The organism is Synechococcus sp. MIT S9451, assembly GCF_047304725.1.
GTDB lineage: Bacteria > Cyanobacteriota > Cyanobacteriia > PCC-6307 > Cyanobiaceae > Synechococcus_C.
Map to the genome: position 1 here is coordinate 19,631 of NZ_CP138971.1, position 17,093 is coordinate 36,723.

The 17,093-nt window shown below is 60.8% G+C and carries 19 protein-coding genes; 9 read left to right on the forward strand and 10 right to left on the reverse strand.

Annotated features, from left to right (window positions below; translation table 11 throughout):
• Positions 1 to 56: 56 nt before the first annotated feature.
• On the reverse strand, positions 57 to 1,631 hold the full coding sequence (locus SIB72_RS00150; RefSeq protein WP_413744223.1) for a carboxypeptidase M32: 1,575 nt from the start codon (positions 1,629 to 1,631) through the stop codon (positions 57 to 59).
• Positions 1,632 to 1,806: 175 nt separating this feature from the next.
• On the opposite strand from SIB72_RS00150, the gene SIB72_RS00155 reads away from it, so the two are divergent.
• Together SIB72_RS00155 and SIB72_RS00160 are read left to right on the forward strand one after the other, a co-directional pair.
• Positions 1,807 to 1,971, forward strand: coding sequence for a hypothetical protein (locus tag SIB72_RS00155; protein WP_170953784.1), 165 nt, complete (start codon positions 1,807 to 1,809; stop codon positions 1,969 to 1,971).
• 173 nt (positions 1,972 to 2,144) lie between these two features.
• The gene (locus SIB72_RS00160; RefSeq protein ID WP_413744224.1) at positions 2,145 to 2,435 is read left to right on the forward strand and encodes a hypothetical protein; all 291 of its coding nucleotides are present in this window, start codon (positions 2,145 to 2,147) and stop codon (positions 2,433 to 2,435) included.
• A 41-nt stretch (positions 2,436 to 2,476) separates the two neighbouring features.
• On the opposite strand, the gene SIB72_RS00165 is transcribed toward SIB72_RS00160, so the two are convergent.
• Complete coding sequence (locus SIB72_RS00165) at positions 2,477 to 2,791, reverse strand: glycine zipper 2TM domain-containing protein (protein WP_413744225.1); 315 nt, start codon at positions 2,789 to 2,791, stop codon at positions 2,477 to 2,479.
• A 391-nt stretch (positions 2,792 to 3,182) separates the two neighbouring features.
• Here SIB72_RS00165 and SIB72_RS00170 point away from each other — a divergent pair, with 391 nt between their 5' ends.
• Together SIB72_RS00170 and SIB72_RS00175 are read left to right on the forward strand one after the other, a co-directional pair.
• Positions 3,183 to 3,422 (forward strand): hypothetical protein, encoded by a 240-nt coding sequence (locus SIB72_RS00170; RefSeq protein ID WP_413744226.1) that lies wholly within the window; start codon positions 3,183 to 3,185, stop codon positions 3,420 to 3,422.
• A gap of 114 nt (positions 3,423 to 3,536) precedes the next feature.
• Positions 3,537 to 4,385, forward strand: a complete 849-nt coding sequence (locus SIB72_RS00175) for a histone deacetylase (protein WP_413744227.1) — start codon at positions 3,537 to 3,539, stop codon at positions 4,383 to 4,385.
• A gap of 429 nt (positions 4,386 to 4,814) precedes the next feature.
• Here SIB72_RS00175 and SIB72_RS00180 read toward each other — a convergent pair whose 3' ends face one another.
• Complete coding sequence (locus SIB72_RS00180; protein ID WP_115118825.1) at positions 4,815 to 5,165, reverse strand: hypothetical protein; 351 nt, start codon at positions 5,163 to 5,165, stop codon at positions 4,815 to 4,817.
• A gap of 508 nt (positions 5,166 to 5,673) precedes the next feature.
• Here SIB72_RS00180 and SIB72_RS00185 point away from each other — a divergent pair.
• The 4 genes from SIB72_RS00185 (at position 5,674) to SIB72_RS00200 (ending at position 9,169) form a co-directional block, all read left to right on the forward strand.
• Positions 5,674 to 5,958 (forward strand): 4a-hydroxytetrahydrobiopterin dehydratase, encoded by a 285-nt coding sequence (locus tag SIB72_RS00185; RefSeq protein WP_115118899.1) that lies wholly within the window; start codon positions 5,674 to 5,676, stop codon positions 5,956 to 5,958.
• 60 nt (positions 5,959 to 6,018) lie between these two features.
• Positions 6,019 to 7,134, forward strand: coding sequence for a CobW family GTP-binding protein (locus SIB72_RS00190; RefSeq protein WP_413744228.1), 1,116 nt, complete (start codon positions 6,019 to 6,021; stop codon positions 7,132 to 7,134).
• Positions 7,135 to 7,201: 67 nt separating this feature from the next.
• Entirely contained in the window at positions 7,202 to 7,366 is a 165-nt protein-coding gene (locus tag SIB72_RS00195; RefSeq protein ID WP_170953782.1) for a hypothetical protein, read from the forward strand.
• A 228-nt stretch (positions 7,367 to 7,594) separates the two neighbouring features.
• Positions 7,595 to 9,169 carry an ABC transporter permease gene (locus SIB72_RS00200; protein WP_413744229.1) on the forward strand — a complete coding sequence of 525 codons (1,575 nt, stop codon included), beginning with the start codon at positions 7,595 to 7,597 and terminating at the stop codon, positions 9,167 to 9,169.
• On the opposite strand, the gene SIB72_RS00205 is transcribed toward SIB72_RS00200, so the two are convergent.
• The 6 genes from SIB72_RS00205 to SIB72_RS00230 all read right to left on the reverse strand — a co-directional run bounded on the left by SIB72_RS00205 (position 9,148) and on the right by SIB72_RS00230 (position 15,888).
• Positions 9,148 to 11,292 (reverse strand): PhoX family protein, encoded by a 2,145-nt coding sequence (locus SIB72_RS00205; protein WP_413744230.1) that lies wholly within the window; start codon positions 11,290 to 11,292, stop codon positions 9,148 to 9,150. The genes SIB72_RS00200 and SIB72_RS00205 overlap by 22 nt on opposite strands.
• Positions 11,222 to 12,253 carry an esterase-like activity of phytase family protein gene (locus SIB72_RS00210; RefSeq protein WP_413744231.1) on the reverse strand — a complete coding sequence of 344 codons (1,032 nt, stop codon included), beginning with the start codon at positions 12,251 to 12,253 and terminating at the stop codon, positions 11,222 to 11,224. The genes SIB72_RS00205 and SIB72_RS00210 overlap by 71 nt, the downstream gene beginning before the upstream one ends.
• Positions 12,254 to 12,366: 113 nt before the next feature.
• Complete coding sequence (locus SIB72_RS00215) at positions 12,367 to 13,329, reverse strand: lysylphosphatidylglycerol synthase domain-containing protein (protein ID WP_413745141.1); 963 nt, start codon at positions 13,327 to 13,329, stop codon at positions 12,367 to 12,369.
• Positions 13,326 to 14,576, reverse strand: coding sequence for a LarC family nickel insertion protein (locus SIB72_RS00220; RefSeq protein ID WP_413744232.1), 1,251 nt, complete (start codon positions 14,574 to 14,576; stop codon positions 13,326 to 13,328). Before SIB72_RS00220 ends, SIB72_RS00215 begins: the two co-directional genes overlap by 4 nt.
• On the reverse strand, positions 14,573 to 15,250 hold the full coding sequence (locus SIB72_RS00225) for a hypothetical protein (protein ID WP_413744233.1): 678 nt from the start codon (positions 15,248 to 15,250) through the stop codon (positions 14,573 to 14,575). The genes SIB72_RS00220 and SIB72_RS00225 overlap by 4 nt, the downstream gene beginning before the upstream one ends.
• The gene (locus SIB72_RS00230) at positions 15,250 to 15,888 is read right to left on the reverse strand and encodes a hypothetical protein (RefSeq protein ID WP_115118915.1); all 639 of its coding nucleotides are present in this window, start codon (positions 15,886 to 15,888) and stop codon (positions 15,250 to 15,252) included. Before SIB72_RS00230 ends, SIB72_RS00225 begins: the two co-directional genes overlap by 1 nt.
• A gap of 52 nt (positions 15,889 to 15,940) precedes the next feature.
• Here SIB72_RS00230 and SIB72_RS00235 point away from each other — a divergent pair, with 52 nt between their 5' ends.
• A complete protein-coding gene (locus SIB72_RS00235; protein ID WP_413744234.1) occupies positions 15,941 to 16,801 on the forward strand; it encodes a tetratricopeptide repeat protein in 861 nt (286 codons plus the stop codon).
• Here the strand turns inward: SIB72_RS00235 and SIB72_RS00240 are convergent.
• Positions 16,761 to 17,090, reverse strand: a complete 330-nt coding sequence (locus SIB72_RS00240; protein WP_413744235.1) for a hypothetical protein — start codon at positions 17,088 to 17,090, stop codon at positions 16,761 to 16,763. The two genes, SIB72_RS00235 and SIB72_RS00240, sit on opposite strands and share 41 nt — an antisense overlap.
• Positions 17,091 to 17,093 lie beyond the last annotated feature (3 nt).

Consider the following 17,093-nt stretch of genomic DNA (forward strand, 5'->3'; position numbering starts at 1 on the left):
GCATGGGCTTCAAGCAGCCTGTCGAGCCACCGCAAGCACAGCTTGAGACGCCGGCCTCAATCAGCCAGCGGGCGCAATTGGATCAGCTTCGCTTCGAGATAGGAGAGGAAGGGCTGGCTGGACAAGGGATGACCACTCACCTCCGCCACGAGATCCTCTGCATTCAGAGCCCGCCCCACGCAATGCACCTTGTCTCTCAACCAGGCGAGCAGAGGTCTGACATCACCGCTGGCCACGTGCTGCTCAGGAGGACCGATGTCTGCCGTCATCGCCTCACTGAGCTGAGCACTGACCAAGTGCCCCAAAAGATAGGAAGGGAAATAGCCGAAAAGGCCCTCACTCCAGTGAACGTCCTGAAGGCAACCCTGGGCATCGTCGGCAGGGGTGACGCCAAGCAGCTCGCCATAGCGACGGTTCCATTCCCGCGGGAGGTCCTCCACAGGCAACCCCTGCTCCAGCAACGCCAACTCAAGGTCTGTACGGATCATGATGTGAAGCCCATAACTGAGCTCATCCGACTCCACTCGATTCGGACCCGGAACAATCGGATTCATTGCCCGCCACAACATCGTGGCGGAATCAAGAGGCGACCCCTCGGCAGCAAAACGCTGCCACCAACGCTGCGCAAACGCTTCACTGCGCGCCACTCTGTTCTCCCAAAACAGGGACTGACTTTCATGCACCGCCATGGATGTGGCCTGCCCCAACGGCCAGGCGAACCATTGATGACTGGCAGTGGGCAATCCCTGCTCATAAAGGGAATGCCCCCACTCATGAGCGGTCGCCAAGAAACAGGAGAGGGGTTGACCGGTGACCACCCTTGTGGTGAGACGGAAGTCACGCGGACCGAGCGTGATCGAGAACGGGTGAGGTGAAGTGGCCACACAGGTGATCGCTGGATCACGGCCCCATTCCTTCAAGAGCTGATCACACAAACGGTGCTGCTGGTCTGCACTGAGATCCCAATCGACACCACGAGTCGATGGTGCTGCCTGCACCTCATCGAGCAGTTCTGGCAAGCGCTGGCGCAAGGGAGCGAAGAGCTCAAGCAGGCGATCGAGGCGCAGATCAGGTTCGAACGGCTGAGCCAGGGTCTCCCAGCAGCCTCGCGGCTCATCCAACTGACGAGACTGCTCCTGACGCAAACCAATCAGACTGCGAAGCGCCGGTGCGAACAAAGGAAAATCATTGCTGGCACGTGCTTGCTGCCAGCAGTCGTACCCTTCAGCCTTTGCGGTAGCGAGGGCTGCCACCAACTCTGGATCCTGCCGCTGCTGACGGCGCAGATCCTGCTCCAGCAGCTCCAGATTCCTGCCCCGCTCCTGTTCCTCACGCTCTGAGAGCTGCTCAAGGCGGCGGGCATGCTGCCAATCAGCACGAGCTTCAGCGACAAGCGCGGCATAATCAGCCGAACTCTGGCGCTGATGCAACTGACGGGCCAGCAGCGTCAGTTGCTCGCCTCTCCAGGGGGCGCCTCCAGCAGGCATCCGGGTGTTCTGATCCCAATAGAGCGTGCTTTGAATGCTGCCGAGAAGCCGGGTCTCATGGAGGTGACGACCGAGACGATCCCATGCGGTTTTACCGCTCACTCCGATCTCCCGTCCTGTGATCAGACCAGCCTGGCAAACCAAGCGACAGATGCGCCTTACGCCTCTGCAGTCACGAACACAACCACTCAGCCGAGATTGCCTGAGATGTCAAACCAGGGCTGAAAGGAAAGAGGCGGCAAAGAAACAGATTGGAGCCAAGAGAACACATCAAAGGCAGATCAGGCCATCGTCGAAGACGTCAACGCACAAGACCACCATGCTGAAAGAAGACTGGATCCGTCTGGCGATGCCTGCCGCGATCACGCTGCTGGCTGCAGCAATCATCGTGAGCCCATTTACAGCGAAGGCACAACTGGACGGAGCGACAGTCCATGTGAAACAGGCCTGGGGCGATCGCTGGGACATCAACGACTGCAGATAGCCCTCCACCAGACAGATCAGCCTCAAGCAGTGAAAGAACCGTCGGAACTGGCCATACCAAGGAGAGCACCAAGCCCATGAGCAAGATCACATTCCCAAGTGATCTTGCTCAAGTCATCAAGCCGACAACGGCCTGAGGGTGGCTGGCAACAGACCCGAGAACCCTCCAGCGCCATGGCATATCAACGCCCTCGCACGAGCCTCGCTATCACCGTTGCCCTCACCGTGGGCATGCTCGCCACCTCGCCACAAAGCCAAGCCAGAGGATGGTTCGCCTGTGCGGTGGAACGCAGCAGCGGAAACAAAGCGCTGGTGGTGGGAACAGAGGAGGTGAGCCTGGATCCAGCCGTGCCGTTTCAGGCCATCCCCATGCCACCCAACCCCAAACTGATGCTGGCCTCCGGGGCGACTGCAGGCCGCTGTTATCTCACTGACCGCCAGGAACGTGCTGTGCTCAACCGCTGAGCAGACAAGGCAGGCCCACTGAGCGAAACGTTGGGATTCGCTCAGCCTCCATCCACCTGACAACCCACCAAAGCACCGGCAGCACCGCCCAAAGGCACACCGATCCAGCGACCATTGCCTCGCGAAAGTGCTGCACCAAGGCCCGCCCCAAGCAAGCCACCGATCACGCTGCCCTCGACACAGCTGTTGGTGTCTGGATCACGCACCGTGGTGGAGGAACGATCCCTCTCATCATCAGCGTCATCGAAATCGTCGAGGAACACTGAATCGCCGTGGCGATCGGCAAGCACCGGAAGCACACTGAAGGTGCAGACGGTGAACAACGCCAGGCCGGTGATGGCAAGCGCGCGTTTCATGGCGAGAGAAATGCAACCCACCAAGCCTGCTGTTCCTGGGCTCAGAAGCGTGACTGAAACAGATCGAATATCCATTCAGATGTGACTGAGTCAGACACTGCCCTCAGGGCTGAACTGCACCTCACGACCAGCCACCCTGCCATCCGCTGCTTGTCAGGACTTCTTCACAAGCGATCAGACCCAGGCGTGGAGGCTTCGAGGCCCACACAACGAACACAGGCCAAAATCATGGCAAGTTGCCAGATTGCTTGAGCAGAGCCAAGGCTCATCAAAGCAGTGAAGCTGACGATGCGCTGCAGCCAGCCTGAGTGAGCTGCGCTCACCCACCAGGGTGATGAAGAACGACTAAGGATGATCCCGCCTGATCCCGGAATTGTCAGACTCTGAAAACATGACCGGAGGTTGTCTCGTGAGCGACCCAATCAAAGCGCCGGCCTGCCACCTGAGCTGGACCGTCACAAAGGTGTCCCGACGGCTGTTTGCAGTAGCCGCCACCTTGAACGGCGCCGACTATGACTTCGTTGGCAACTTCCAGTCGTTAAGAGAGGCCCATGCTGCCGGACGCCTCTATGCCAGCAATCTCGCTCATCACCAACTGAGCACCCACAGGCTGATCTCCAAAGCAGCCTGAACCGCGGTTCAAATCCATCAGACTGCGCCGGTGGTTTGATTTGAACCGGCTGTGCTGCCGCTTGTCTACCACCCTCTGTATTCAGCCCCTCTGCCGAGCAGCCATCGCTTCCCGATGGCCAAATTCAAGCTGCTTTATCACCATCTGCTGCACAGCTCCCTCATTCAGGAACAACAGATCCACCGGCCACTGAGCATCTGCAGGCGTGATCTCGAGCTCGCGCACAATCGGCAGTACCACCAATCCTTTTGCCGGGGCAGCCTCACCCGCGAAGAGCAACGCCGCATTGGCCTGCCATGCACCCGTCCCCTGGTGCAGCGCACCTGGCTGGCAGTAGGAGGCACCCTGCTCACAGCTCGTCTGGCACTCGAGACAGGCTTGGCCTGCCATCTTGCCGGTGGCACCCACCATGCGCATCCCAGCTTCGGCAGCGGGTTCTGCATCTTCAATGACTGTGCCGTCGCCGCCTCAGTGCTGCTTCAGCAAGCCTTTGTGCAGCAGGTGCTGGTGATCGATCTGGACGTCCACCAAGGGGATGGCACCGCCGCCATCTTCGCCCAGGAGCCAAGGGTGTTCACCCTGTCGGTGCATGCCGCCAGCAACTTTCCTCTGCGCAAGGTGAGCAGCGACTTAGACATCCCCCTTGAGGATCAAGCCGATGATGAGGCCTACATGGCGGCCATCGGTGATCAATTACCAGATCTACTGGATCACCTGAAGCCAGATCTCGTTTTCTACAACGCAGGTGTAGACCCACATCGCGACGACAAGCTTGGACGACTTCGCCTCACCAACCAGGGATTGCTGAATCGCGACCGCCTGGTGATTGACGCCTGTTTACGCAGAAGCATTCCGATCGCCACCGTGATCGGCGGCGGCTACGACGCGATCACCCCGCTCGTAGAACGGCACGCAATCGTATTCAGGGCAGCCGTCGAACAGGCCAGGCTCTTCGGGATCTAACACCGTGGCCTACAACATCAGCTGACTCAGCAAAAGCTTGAAACAGCAATGCATGACGCCTCACCTTTGACACTCACACCAACACTCACCTTTTTGAAAACCAATACACCCGGGCAAAAAGCAACAAGCTTTAGGCACAAAGAAGCTGCTTGACAAAGGCTCTCCCGTCAAGCAGATACGGAATACCCACGATGCGCCCAACACAAACGAGCACAACTGGTCTCAACCCAGCAGGAAGATTGAAACCAAAAGGCCTACAAGAAGGCTACGAACATAAGGCTGTATACCGACTGGACAACACTTCCCAACGACGATCGCCTCAACACAAGCAACCTCACCCCTATCCATTCAGCCGCAACCTTTCGAGACCAGCTCATAACAGGCAGAGCCACAAAACCATTCAGGGAACCACAACAGAAGGCTTACTGCCTAGGTAACAACGTTGCCGTAATAGCGCCTGACATCAGGCTTGATCCAGAAGATCAGAAGCGGGATCGTGACCGGCAGGCAACACATGCTGGTCATACCGATGGCAATCAAAACAAGAATCCACACCCAAACCCATGGCTTCGGAGGCAGAAAGAGTGGAACAAATGAGATCACAAGACAAGGTATCCCTAAAACAAGAAAGACCAAACCAGTAACGAAAGCCTCTTCTTCGCCCGACAGAAACATCAAGGGCGACAAAAGAATCAAAATTAAATACATCAAAGACAACGCACCCATATACACCTTTGCCCAGAGAACGACGCCAGGCCTCTTGACAGGAGCAACAGTCATTCGCTCAAACCAACTGTCTGAAGACTAGGACAGGGACCCAAGCCCTTTCCACTGATTAGAGAGGTAGAGCCACTACCTGCGAAAGCAATTAAACCAATAGAAGCATTATCTGAAAAGGCCAATCGAAGAGGGAATCAAGCAATCAGGACGGCTTGAACTAGCTTCCATCGCTCTTGCGGCAATAGCCTCCACCTGCATTGGCCCATCCCGAAGGGCAAGCCTCACCCTTCGACGGTTGCACGGTGTGGGTCATCAGCCCAAGAGTGCTGCAGGTCCCCTTAGCAGTATCCACATATCCCATTGGACAGATCTCCCGGAGCTTGGGGACCACGCGCTGGCCCCAAGCTCCAGGCGCACAAACTGAATGGATGAGGGCACCACCAACGGCGGTGGCACCCATGACGCCTCCCACCAGTCTCCAGTGTTGGAGCTTCACACCATCAAGACATTGACATCCACACGTTAGGCAGCTTGTTCAACCCAGACTGAGCGCAGACCAGTCAGAACCATGGCAACAACCCTGCTCAATCAAGCGGAGATCCAGGCACTTCCCCAGACCCTGCCTCAATGGCAACTGGTGGATGGGAGGCTTGAACGCCACTGGACGTTTTCCAATTTCGTGAGCGCCTGGGGATTCATGAGCCAGGTCGCCCTGCTGGCAGAAGCCATGAACCACCATCCCAACTGGAGCAACGTTTATTCCCGTGTCACGATCCAACTGAGCACCCATGATCTGGGCGGACTTTCCAATCTCGACCTCGACCTGGCGCGGGCGATCGACGCGCTGAGCTGATCCCTGCCAGCATGAGCAAATCTGGCGGCCGATGAGCGCCCTTTTCACCTGCGACAGCCAATGACCGCTTCATCTCCCAGTACAGAGATCCAGACCAGCGGTGTGCCGGTCACCATTCTTACGGGCTTCCTGGGGGCAGGCAAAACCACTCTGCTCAATCACATCCTCACCAATCAAAACGGCATGAAGACAGCCGTTCTCGTGAATGAATTCGGAGAAATCGGCATCGACAACGACCTGGTGGTCAGCGCCGGCGACGACATGGTGGAACTCAGCAACGGCTGCATCTGCTGTTCGATCAACGACGAGCTGCTCGAGGCAGTGGACAGGGTCCTGGACCGACCTCAGCCAGTCGATTATTTAGTCGTCGAAACCACTGGTCTGGCGGACCCCTTGCCGGTTGCCATGACCTTCCTTGGTAGCGAGCTACGAGACAAGACCCGGCTCGATTCGATCATCACTCTCGTTGATGCGGAGAATTTCGACAACCAGCTTCTGGCGAGTGAAGTTGGACGATCCCAAGTTGTGTATGGCGACATTCTTCTGCTGAACAAGACAGACCTCGTTGACGAGGAGCGCCTCCAGGGCATCGAGCAGAAGCTTTGCGATGTCAAGAAGGATGCTCGCATCCTGCGCTCCGTCAAAGGCGACGTACCGCTTCCTCTGCTCCTAAGCGTGGGTCTGTTTGAAAGCGATCGGGTCGTCAGCCCCGCCGAGCATGAGCATGAGCACGGGCATGAGCACCATCACCATGGCGGGCATGAGCACGACCATGAGCCCCACAACCATGGCGAGCACGGGCACCACGACCACGACCACGACCACGGCCACGACCACGGCCACGGCCATAACCATGCCGACCACTTGGCGATCGAAGGGTACACATCCCTCTCCTTCAGAAGCGATGGACCTTTCTCCTTACGCAAATTTCAGTATTTCCTCGACAATCAGCTCCCCTCCTCTGTGTTCCGTGCCAAGGGGATCCTCTGGTTCAACGAAAGCGAGCGGCGACATGTGTTTCACCTTGCGGGCAAACGCTTCTCCATTGATGACAGCGACTGGCCTGGAGCGCGCAAGAACCAGCTGGTGATCATCGGCCGCGATCTCGACCACAACTGTTTGCGCAAGCAACTTCAGGCCTGTGTGGCCAAGGATGCTGGCAAAGGATTCAGCTAACACACGCCTCTGGATGACAGGGCTGCAATTACGACAAGCAGGATCTGGTCAACGTGTTTAAGGTGACATGACTTTGGGAGACGGCATGGTTGAACTCCTTACCGCAGCGCTCGCGCTCACAGCAATCTGCGTTGCTGTGCTGATGCTTGCCGACTCCGACGACGACAACAGCGGTGGCGGCCTCATGGAACCCTCCCTCGTTCCCATTCCGATTCGAACCAACCGGCGCTGAAGGTGCAGTGATCACCATGCGACTCATCCCCGCCCAAGAGGCGGGTTTTTTGATGCCTGCAGCGACCAACACAAAGCGCTATTGCGTATCATTATCATCGTCCCGATACGCGCTAATGCGGTTCAGTTTGAACAGGGCCTTCTGGCTACGAACCGCATCCCTCTCGAGACTCCTGGCTTCGGCACTGAATGGCAAAGCCGTGGAGCTGATGACCGCTAATCGCTGGCGATGAGTCAGCCAGCTGGGTCACCAAGCCCCTCGAACCGCATCCTCTGGGGACCAAACCGCAGGCTGCTCAGCCTTCTGGCCATGCTGCTGGCAGTGCTGGCGCTGCTCCCCCTGGTCGGGCTAATTGGAGCAGGGCTCCAAGGGATGAGGGATGGGTCAGCCAGCTTGGGCGCCGATGGTGTTGAGCAGATCAGAGGCACGATCAGCCTGCTGATCGGCACCACCTTGCTGGGCTCCCTGGTCGGCACTGCCAATGGCTGGCTCCTCGCCAATTGCCGCTTCCCAGGACGCCGACTCCTGCGCATCGCTCAGCTGATTCCGCTGGCCACCCCCTCCTACCTCCTCGCCGCCACCTTGGTAGACCTTGGCAGCCCCCATGGTGTGCGCATCTATGGCCTCGGCTGGGGGGTGGTGGTGATGGCACTCTCCACCTATCCCTACGTCTTTCTCCTAAGCACGGAAAGTTTCACCATCTGCGGCCGCCGCCAACTGGAGGCCTGTCGCTGCCTTGGCGTCGGCCCCTGGAACAGCTTCTGGCGGATCGCGCTGCCAATGGCAATGCCAGCAATCGGTGCCGGCATTGCCCTCATGGGCATGGAGGTGGTGAATGAACTTGGCGCTGTGCGCCTGCTCGGCATCCCCAGCCTCTCCTCGGGAATCCTCCAGGCCTGGGAAACGGAGGGCAACCCTGCCGGTGCTGTTGGTCTGGCCCTGATCACCCTCTGCATCGTGATGGTGCTGCTGGGAGGAGAGCGTCAGATGCGTCGGCGCAGTCGTCGCTGGTCAGAAGGAGTCGCCGGAGGCGAATCCCCGGCTTGGCCCCTGCATGGAGGCCGGGCGATCACAGCGCAGCTGCTTGGCTCCATTCCACCCCTGCTGAGCCTGGGCACTCCTCTGCTCTGGGCGGGCATGAACGTTGACCAACTCGGACAAGGGCTCTCACCCGAACTGCTGCTGCTCACGGGGCGAAGCTTCGGCCTAGCCCTTGCCGCCGCCGGGATTGCACTCGTGGCAGCCCTGCTGCTTTCCATCGCCAAACGCTGGAGCCAAGCCCGCTGGCTCCAAAGCCTCACCTTCCTCGCTGGCATGGGCTATGCGATCCCAGGCGTGGTGCTGGCCTTAGGCCTGCTGCTGCTGGGCGGGCCATGGCAACTGGCCCCACTCCTGCTCCTGCTCTGGGGGTACAGCGATCGCTTTCTGGCCGTCGCCAAAGGAGGCCTCGACGCCGCCTTGGAACGACTCTCCCCCAGCCTCGACGAGGCGGCCACCGGCCTCGGCTGTCGATGGCCTGATGTGCTGCAACGCATTCATTTACCACTACTGCGCGGCCCGCTTGCTGTGGGTGGCTTACTGGTGTTCGTCGACACCGTGAAAGAACTACCGCTCACCTTGTCCTTACGCCCCTTCGACTTCGACACGCTGTCAGTGCGGGTGTATCAGTACGCCAGCGATGAGCGTCTGGCGGCAGCGCTATGGCCAACGCTCATGATTCTGGCCCTCGGCCTGATGGCATCTCTGGCTCTGGTGCCAGGTCTCGACCACAGCCCCAAGGATCAGAACCCGGTCAAAGATTGACCGTCTCGGCGCTGCACCGCCACTACCCCCGGTCGCGGTGGGCGAGCTGGTGCTTGGGCTGGCCAGTTTGACCCCAATGGCACCGTGCGTAACTGCTTGATCGGCTGGCCATCGCTGTCCTGAACCTGATGGGCCTGCACAACCTCAGCCCCTTGAAGGCGACGGCCATTGCGCTCACCTGGATGCTGAACCGCCAGGAACAGACTGCGCTCCTGAGCATCAAGGCTGAGGCCGCAGAGTTCCGATTCCATCGGAGCAATCGCGAAACAGGCTGCCACCTCCGCGCTGCCTTTCGCAGCACGGGGAATGAACCAGCAAGTGTTATTGCCGAAGACGTCTGCGTCTTGGCCGACGTGATCGGTCACAACCCAAAGGTTCCCGCCGCGATCGATGGCAAGGTTGTCGGGATTGGAGAATCCCAGCCCTCCGCACCAGGGTTCCCCCCCGGTGGCAGCCATGCGCCACCGAAAGCGGCAACCATCCACCTCACTAATACGCATCACCCAGCCATGTGACCAGGTGGCTTGGCCATCAGGGCCTCGAAAAATCGCCGGGTCTGCTCCGCCCTGACCATCGGCAGTCCCTGAGGTGAAGGCCACCAGCAGGTCACCGCTGATCGGATCGAGTTCGGTGTCTTCGGGGCGCGCCGTCGGCGTAGCCCCGATCGCACTCGCGGCGAGATGGGCATCCACCAAGATGGCCCCCTGCAAAGCGTCGCCTTTGCCCAGGTAGAGGCTGGCCAAATCAGGGTGAAGGCGGGCATAAGCGGCCACGGCCTCATCGTCACGAAAGAGCTCTGCACCCGCTTGGCTTCGATCGGAATGGGGCAAGGCAAGCGGACAGTCGATCCCCGCCGCCGCATACGCGCTCGGGAGAAAAGGCCGCACAGACGTCTCGGGACGCAAAGGCAGCCACTCCCCACTGCCATCGGGACTGAAGCGGGCCACCTGCAGCTCACCCTTCTCCAGCAAGCGCGAATTGGACGGATCCTGAGGCGAACTAAGCCGTTCCGCACTGACATAGCGATAGAGATGCCCCCCACGGCGATCACAGCCCGAATACACCTGCAGGTATTCACCGGCCACAGCCCGCACCGCCACAGCTTCGTGGCGAAAGCGCCCAAGAGCGGAATGTTTCAGCACGGTTGAGTGCGGATCCAGCGGATCAATCTCCACCATCCAGCCGTACTTGTTGCCGGCGAGACCATAGACATTGCCCAGCCCCTTGAGACGCCCCTCCCGACACTCAAAGGGGCAAGCCTGCAGTGCCTGGGCACTGCCATCGGCATACACCGCCTCTGGCACTTGAACCTGAAAGTTTTCCTCGGCACTGAGCACCGTGCCCCAGGGGGTCATGCCTCCGGCGCAGTTCGCGAAGGTGCCGATCACAGCGGTACCAAGTCCATCGTCGTAACCAATCCGGCTAGAGGCCGAGAACACCGCCTGAGCAGGACCTGTGGTCTGAAGACAACACTCCGGCTTGTACCAACCAGCCAGACCATCAATACGGCGCTCACGAGGATCCAGATGCCGAGTCCACACCCCCTGAGCCGACCGGCGCAGGTGAATCACCCCGATTCCCAGATCAGCCATGGCCTGATCACTCACAGCCCGGATCAGATCCAAAAGCGGATCATCAGACTCCAGGGCACTCGCATCAATCACACCGCCGCGGGACGCCAACGCATCCACCAAGGCTTGCCAGGGCAGCGGTGCAGCGATCACGTCCGCAAAGCCATCCGCCCAGGGCCGAGGGCTGATGTATTCGAAATTGACGCTCAGTAGGGCGCGGTCCGTCCCCAGAGCCACAAAGCCGAGATAGTCGTTGTTGAAGCCAAACCGACCATTGGCAAGCGGGTCTCCCCAAGCCGCGATGAGATCGGCTCGGAACTCCTCAGGCACGACAAGCCGGTCGTCGATGCTCACGCGGCGATACACCTCCCTCTGTTCAGCAGTGGAGAGACCATCACTGTCCAGCGGCAAGGGTGTGGCCACGGGCGTGAACGGCCAGGAGGGCCCTGTCGAGGTCGACAAGGCAGAAGCCACTCCGTCCTCAGTCGACTGAGAGAGCACCAGGCCCGCACTGCCAAGACCGAGCAGACTGAGCGCCGAACGGCGATGCATGACGAGGAGCCAACACGGTGACCCAGCTTCGCTGAAGCGGGTTGAAGTTGTCGTCGCTCACGGCTACAAGAGTGCGCCGTCCGTCCGGAAGCCGCGGCCCCCAGGCCAATCCCTCCCAATTATCCGCCGGCAGACCAGCATCGAGAAGATCCCATCCCACGAGCGGCTGGAGCACCGGAGCGCCGGAATGAAGCACTAACCGCGCCCCCCACTGGGCAGGAGGCTGATAACGACGCACCAGAGCCAGAACACCGGGGTGATCCTGCAAGGCCAGCAATTCGGTCAGACCTTGCACCATGGACGATGAACGAACGGCAGGTCCAATCGGGAGAGACCCGAGCTCGCGCCAGCCTCCATCCAGGCTGAACGCAGCAAGCCGAACCTGATCGAAACCAACGGCAGACTTGTCCTGAAGCAAGGGTGCTTCCGCTGCAACGAGCAGGGAACCATCCGCACGAGAGGTGAGAGATTCCGGTCCCTGATTGGTCGCCAGCCCAAAGCCATCGGAGAACTGCCAGGTCCGAGGCAGATCCCATTGCTGCTCAAGGCGTCCGTCCCGCAGAGACACCCGCAGAAGCTGAGCCGGCCGACCGTGTTGCCGGTGACCTTCGCTGACGATCCAGGCCTGGTCGCCTCGCAACACCAGCCCCTCTCCATCGAGACGCACCGGCAACGGTTTGCCTTGTGACCTGCGCAGCATGAGACTCAGCCCCATCTCCAGAGGCCGGCCGGTTTGAATCCAACGGGCCAAGCCCCGAACAGGCACCAGATGCCCCTGGGGCGCATCACTCAGCAACCAGAGCTTGTCTTCATCAGCCGCATACGCCGCCGCTGAAAACCCACCCAGCGGCTTGCCATCATCCGCCCGGCGAGGCAAGGCCTGCTGCCGCACCAGCTCCCAACCTGCCGATAGCGGGCAAGGGAGAGCATCAGTCCAGGACGGCAGATCCACGGCGGTCATCGGTCCCACCCTGAAGCCAGCCCCGCAAGCGGCTCCCAGGCAGTGGCGATCAAGCCCAACGACAACACAGCCCTACGCATTGCGCATACCAGGCTCGAGCATCAGAGGGATGTTCAACGCTTCGCGGACGCATCCTCGGCCCTCGCAGCACCGATGAAGGGCCACGAAGCCCGCTGATCCAGGAACACCGCTCCCGCCGCCAACACGTCGGCCAAGGTCACCACCAATCTGTAACTGAGGGCGACGGCGAGCAGCGGGGCTTCAGCGACAAAACCACTCAGTCGCAGCAGCAGGATCGCCTCAAACACCCCAAGGCCTCCTGGGGCCGCAGGAACAACCAAGCCAACCGTCCAGGCCAGGGAGAAACCTGCCAGCCAGATCCCCAGAGGGTGCCCCTCGCCGAGACCGAACGTTTGAACGCAACACCAGAATCCGGCGAACCGGCAGAGCACAAAACCCATCTCCATCGCTAGGGGCCACCAGGGGTAACCGCCCCGACCACTGCCGAGAGTGTTGGGATCAAGAGGGGCCAATGTGTCTGCATCGGCCCGATTGATCTGCTTCCATTTGGCCCGCTCCAGCCTCTTCAGCAGCGGCTCCCGGAAACGGGGAAGAAGAACAACGGACGGCAGAACACACAACAGTGCCAACCCTGTTTGCCAACCACCAAATGGCACCCAGAGCAGGGCCGCTACAGCCATCACCAGCGGCTCCAGCAACACCGACACCAAAGCTCGGTTGGCACCGAGGCTGGGCTGCAGGGTGCGCAGGCGATCGACGAAATGCCAGACGCCTCCGGGCAGGTACTTGAGCAGATTGGTGCGCAGATGCAAAGGCACGAGCGCCAGGGATTCACGTCCATGGCCCAGCCAATCCACCAGCACCCGCCAGGCCAGGGCATTCACCACCAGACTCATCCAGCTGCAGGCCAAACCCAGCAGCAGCCACCACCATCCCCGGGCACTGATCGACAGGTCGCTCAGACCAGCGATGTGGCCGGACAGGGCCCAGCCCACGAAGCCAAAACTGGCAAGCGTGACCCAGAGCCGAAGTCCGCCCGGCAGCTGCAGCTTCACAGCGACCAATCCTCAAGAGGCCTGAAGCGATCGGCCTGCGCCAACACTGTCATCCGCACCTGTTCGATCGAGGCCTCTGCCTGCAGGCTGACACGACGCAATTCGTCGTGTTCCACTTTGAGCGTGGTGTGTCCACCTGGCCTGCGCACCTGCTTCACACGCACATCACCCCAGGGAGATGGGCAGAGCCCCATCCTTCGCCAGAGCAGCCAACGGCCCTGGCGCCGTTCACGCAAGCCCAGACTGGGGCCCTGCCCAAACCAAACAGCCCTCAACGCCGCGGCCCTGTCTGGAAGGAGCAGCGCCGTCATCGCCACCCCCTGGCGGGCTTTGTGCATCAACGCAGGCGTGATGACCACCTCAAGCGCACCCGCCTGGCGCAGGCTTTCCGCAAGGTGAGCAAGGTCTTCAGCGGAGGCATCATCGATCCAGGCTTCCTGAACCACGAGCTCTTGCCAAGCCAGATTCTGCTGTTCCGGTGGGGCCTTTGGCTCAGCCAGCTCCCCTGCCTGTACTGGCATCTCATCCACTCGCAACAGACGCAGAAGATTGGGACGATCAAGTTGACGGTGTCCTAGCCCAACCCCAATCGCCTCCACCACGAGGTCGCCGGGCTCCTCGAACGCCTCTGCCAAGACCGCCATCAGGGCCAACCCCGTTGGCGTGATGAGTTCACCACTGGGGAGAGCAGGGCCTGATCGGAGCGGGACCCGGTGCTTTCGGGCCAGTTCCAAGACAGCCGGTACCGGGACGGGCAGGCATCCATGGGCGGTCTGAACGGTTCCCCGACCCGCAGGCGGGGGAAGACACAGCAGTCGCTTCGGCGCCATGAATGTGATGGCGGCACACACCCCCACCACATCCACCAGGCTGTCGATCGCTCCCACTTCATGGAAATGAACCTGCTCCGGGGAGCTGCCATGCACGGCCGCCTCGGCTTCTGCCAGGGCAGAGAACACCGCCAGCACGCGAGTCTTAACCAAGGGATCCAAAGCGGCCTCAGTGATCTGCAGGCGCAGGTCCCGCCAGTAACGATGCTCTGCTGCCTGCGAGGACTCCACCTCGAGCTGGAGTCCTCGCAGGCCTCCATTCAGGCTCTCCTCCACCACCAACCGATAGGCATCGCCGAGGCCGAGGGCTGCCAATGGTTGATGGATGACCTCCGGAGGCACCCCCAAATCCAGACAGGCAGCGAGCAGCATGTCGCCCGCGAGACCCGTGGGGCAGTCGACCACAAGGGTGCTCATCCGGCTTCAACCGTTCCGGACTGGGGCGATGACAGGAGCTGCTCAGCCAGCTGTTCCAGCCGGGGCTTCTGTTGTCGCAACCACTGATCCACCTCCCGGCGTGCGCGCCGCTGTTCCCGTTGGGCGGTGTCGACGTCATGACCAGACATCCCCCAAAGACGACCGAGCAGAGCAGAATCATCAGCACCACCACGGGCTGAGCCATACAGCAAGGTTTCAGCCACGATGCCCGCCTGCAGCACCCGACTCCAGCGCCTGAGTTCTTCCAGTGGCATGCGCACACTGTCGGGAATCACAAATTCGGTCGCACCGTTGCTACGCACTCCAGCCTGAAGGCAGGCCCTGGTGCCTACAAGCACCCGCTTGACAGGCAACGCGTTCTCCTGAGCCAGCAGTAGATGACCGGCCTCATGGCAAGCAATCCGACGTAATCGGGCCCGGCCGCCGGGCAAGGCCTCTGCCAGCAAGTGACCCCCCAGACCTTGCCACTGAGAAGCATCCACAGTGAGACCAACCAGCAGACCGATCACGCCCACGGCGATCCAGGCCGGGGAGATGCCCACCAAAGGGCCAACAACACCCACCAGCGTGGCTCCGCCCACAACCACTCCAGCAGTGCCACTCGACACAGAACCTTGCGATTGAGGACGTTCAGAGGGCGAGGAAGGCTCCATCAGGCCTCGGCCCGGCGACCTCGCCCCTTCCCTCCCCGACCCTTGCCGCCGCGAGTGGGCATCGGCGCAATCGCCTCGCAGTTTTCAACCTGCAAATCCTGCCCCTGACGTCGCACATCGAGGCTGACGAAATGTCGCAGCTGATCAAGCGGGATCTCACCCTTGAGCTGAAGCTTGAAAGGGAGCGGGCGACTTCCATCCGCACGGGGCTGCTGGCGCACCTTGACCACAAGGTCACCACTTTCCGGGCGCGTAAAGATCAGCTCACCGCGGATGGAGAAAAAATCATCTCCCTCCGGCAGGGTGTCGTGCACTGGCTCTGCCTCGGCAAGGGGCGACTGATCAGTGCGCTCAAGAGTGCTCGGCTCCCAGATCCCAGCAATCTGAAGATGCAGATGGCCGCCATCGCGAGAGCGGGGGTACACCACCCAAAGGTGAGGCTGCTCCATCGCCAGGTGTCGACGCATCAGTGTGAGCATCCGGCCGAGGACCACGGCCTCCAGTTCCTGCCCCTGGTCATCGACCAGCACCCCACGGGTCAGCTGCTCGTCAGATTCAGGGCGGTAGGTGCCGCGGACAACGCCGATGGCCCGGTATTGCAACGGTTCAGTGACCGGGGAAATCGGATGGTCGCGCATCAGTCAGAAAGGGCATGCAGTGGCCCGCAACAAACTCTAGCCAGCATTGGAGATGCCCTCCAGACTGATCGGACCTGGCGGGGAAAGGACGAAATCGGTGGCAGGACAGAAGCGCTGGTGGCTGGGGGGTGGACTGCTGGTCGCCCTGGGAGTGGGGTGGCTGCTCAGTGAGCTGATGAATGGTCAGTCCACGCCATCACCCAGCCGGATCGAAGTGGATCGTCAGGTGAGTGCCCTGCTCAGCAGACGTGAGCAGGAGCCCCTAAGTTCAGCCGACGAGCGGCGTCTGATCGAACGCCTGCTGGCCCTCGGACGACTCCCTGAAACCATCGTGTTAGTGGAGGAACAGCTGGCAGCCCAGCCCAAGGCCTGGCGCTGGCGCCTGCTCCTGAGCCAGCTGCAACTGCGCAACGGCAATCCCAAGGCAGCCGAAACGCAGTTGCTGATCCTCATGCGGCTGCAACCCAATGAGCTGGAGGTGCTGCAGACGCTGGCCTTGCTTCGGCTGCAGCAGGGCCGTCACCTTGAGGCAGTGAAGTCAGTGCGGTCAGCCCTGAGCGCCAGTCCAAAACCGGAACGGATGCCGATCGGCCTTCTGCTGGCTGATCTTCAACGACAAAGCGGTTCACCGAGCGCTGCCCTAAGCACCTATCAACAACTCAGCAAGGAAGCGCCGCAAGATGCCAGGCCTCTGCTGGCCGAGGCCGTACTCAGGCAGGAGAAGGGGGAACGGAAGAGAGCCCTCGCGCTGCTCGAAACAGCACGGCAACGGCAGATGGCAACCAAAACCGACACGCAGGCTCTGGATGCCTTGGCAGCCCGCTGGGGGCTGGTGACGAACCGCGCCAGATCCGTCGGTGAGGGAACGACGGCTACTGAACCGAACCTGGGGTCTGCGACTCCCACCCCTTGAGGGCAGCGTCAATGGCGTCGGAGGGATCGGTGGCATCGTCCATTGACGTGGCCTGACGCAGCCGATTGAGCAGATCCATTGGGTTGGTGGCATCCAGCACCGACCCCTTGGGTTTTCCTGGTTCCGTGTTGTAAATCTCCTGCTCGGCCGGCGTCTGGTAGCCAGAAAGCGGAGCCTGAGCCTGGGCAGCACCTACTCCACTCAACGCCACAGCCATGGCGATCACAGCAAGGCGTTGTTGGATCGGCAGCATCGTCTGACTCCGGTGGAGATCAATGCTAAGGGTCACCAA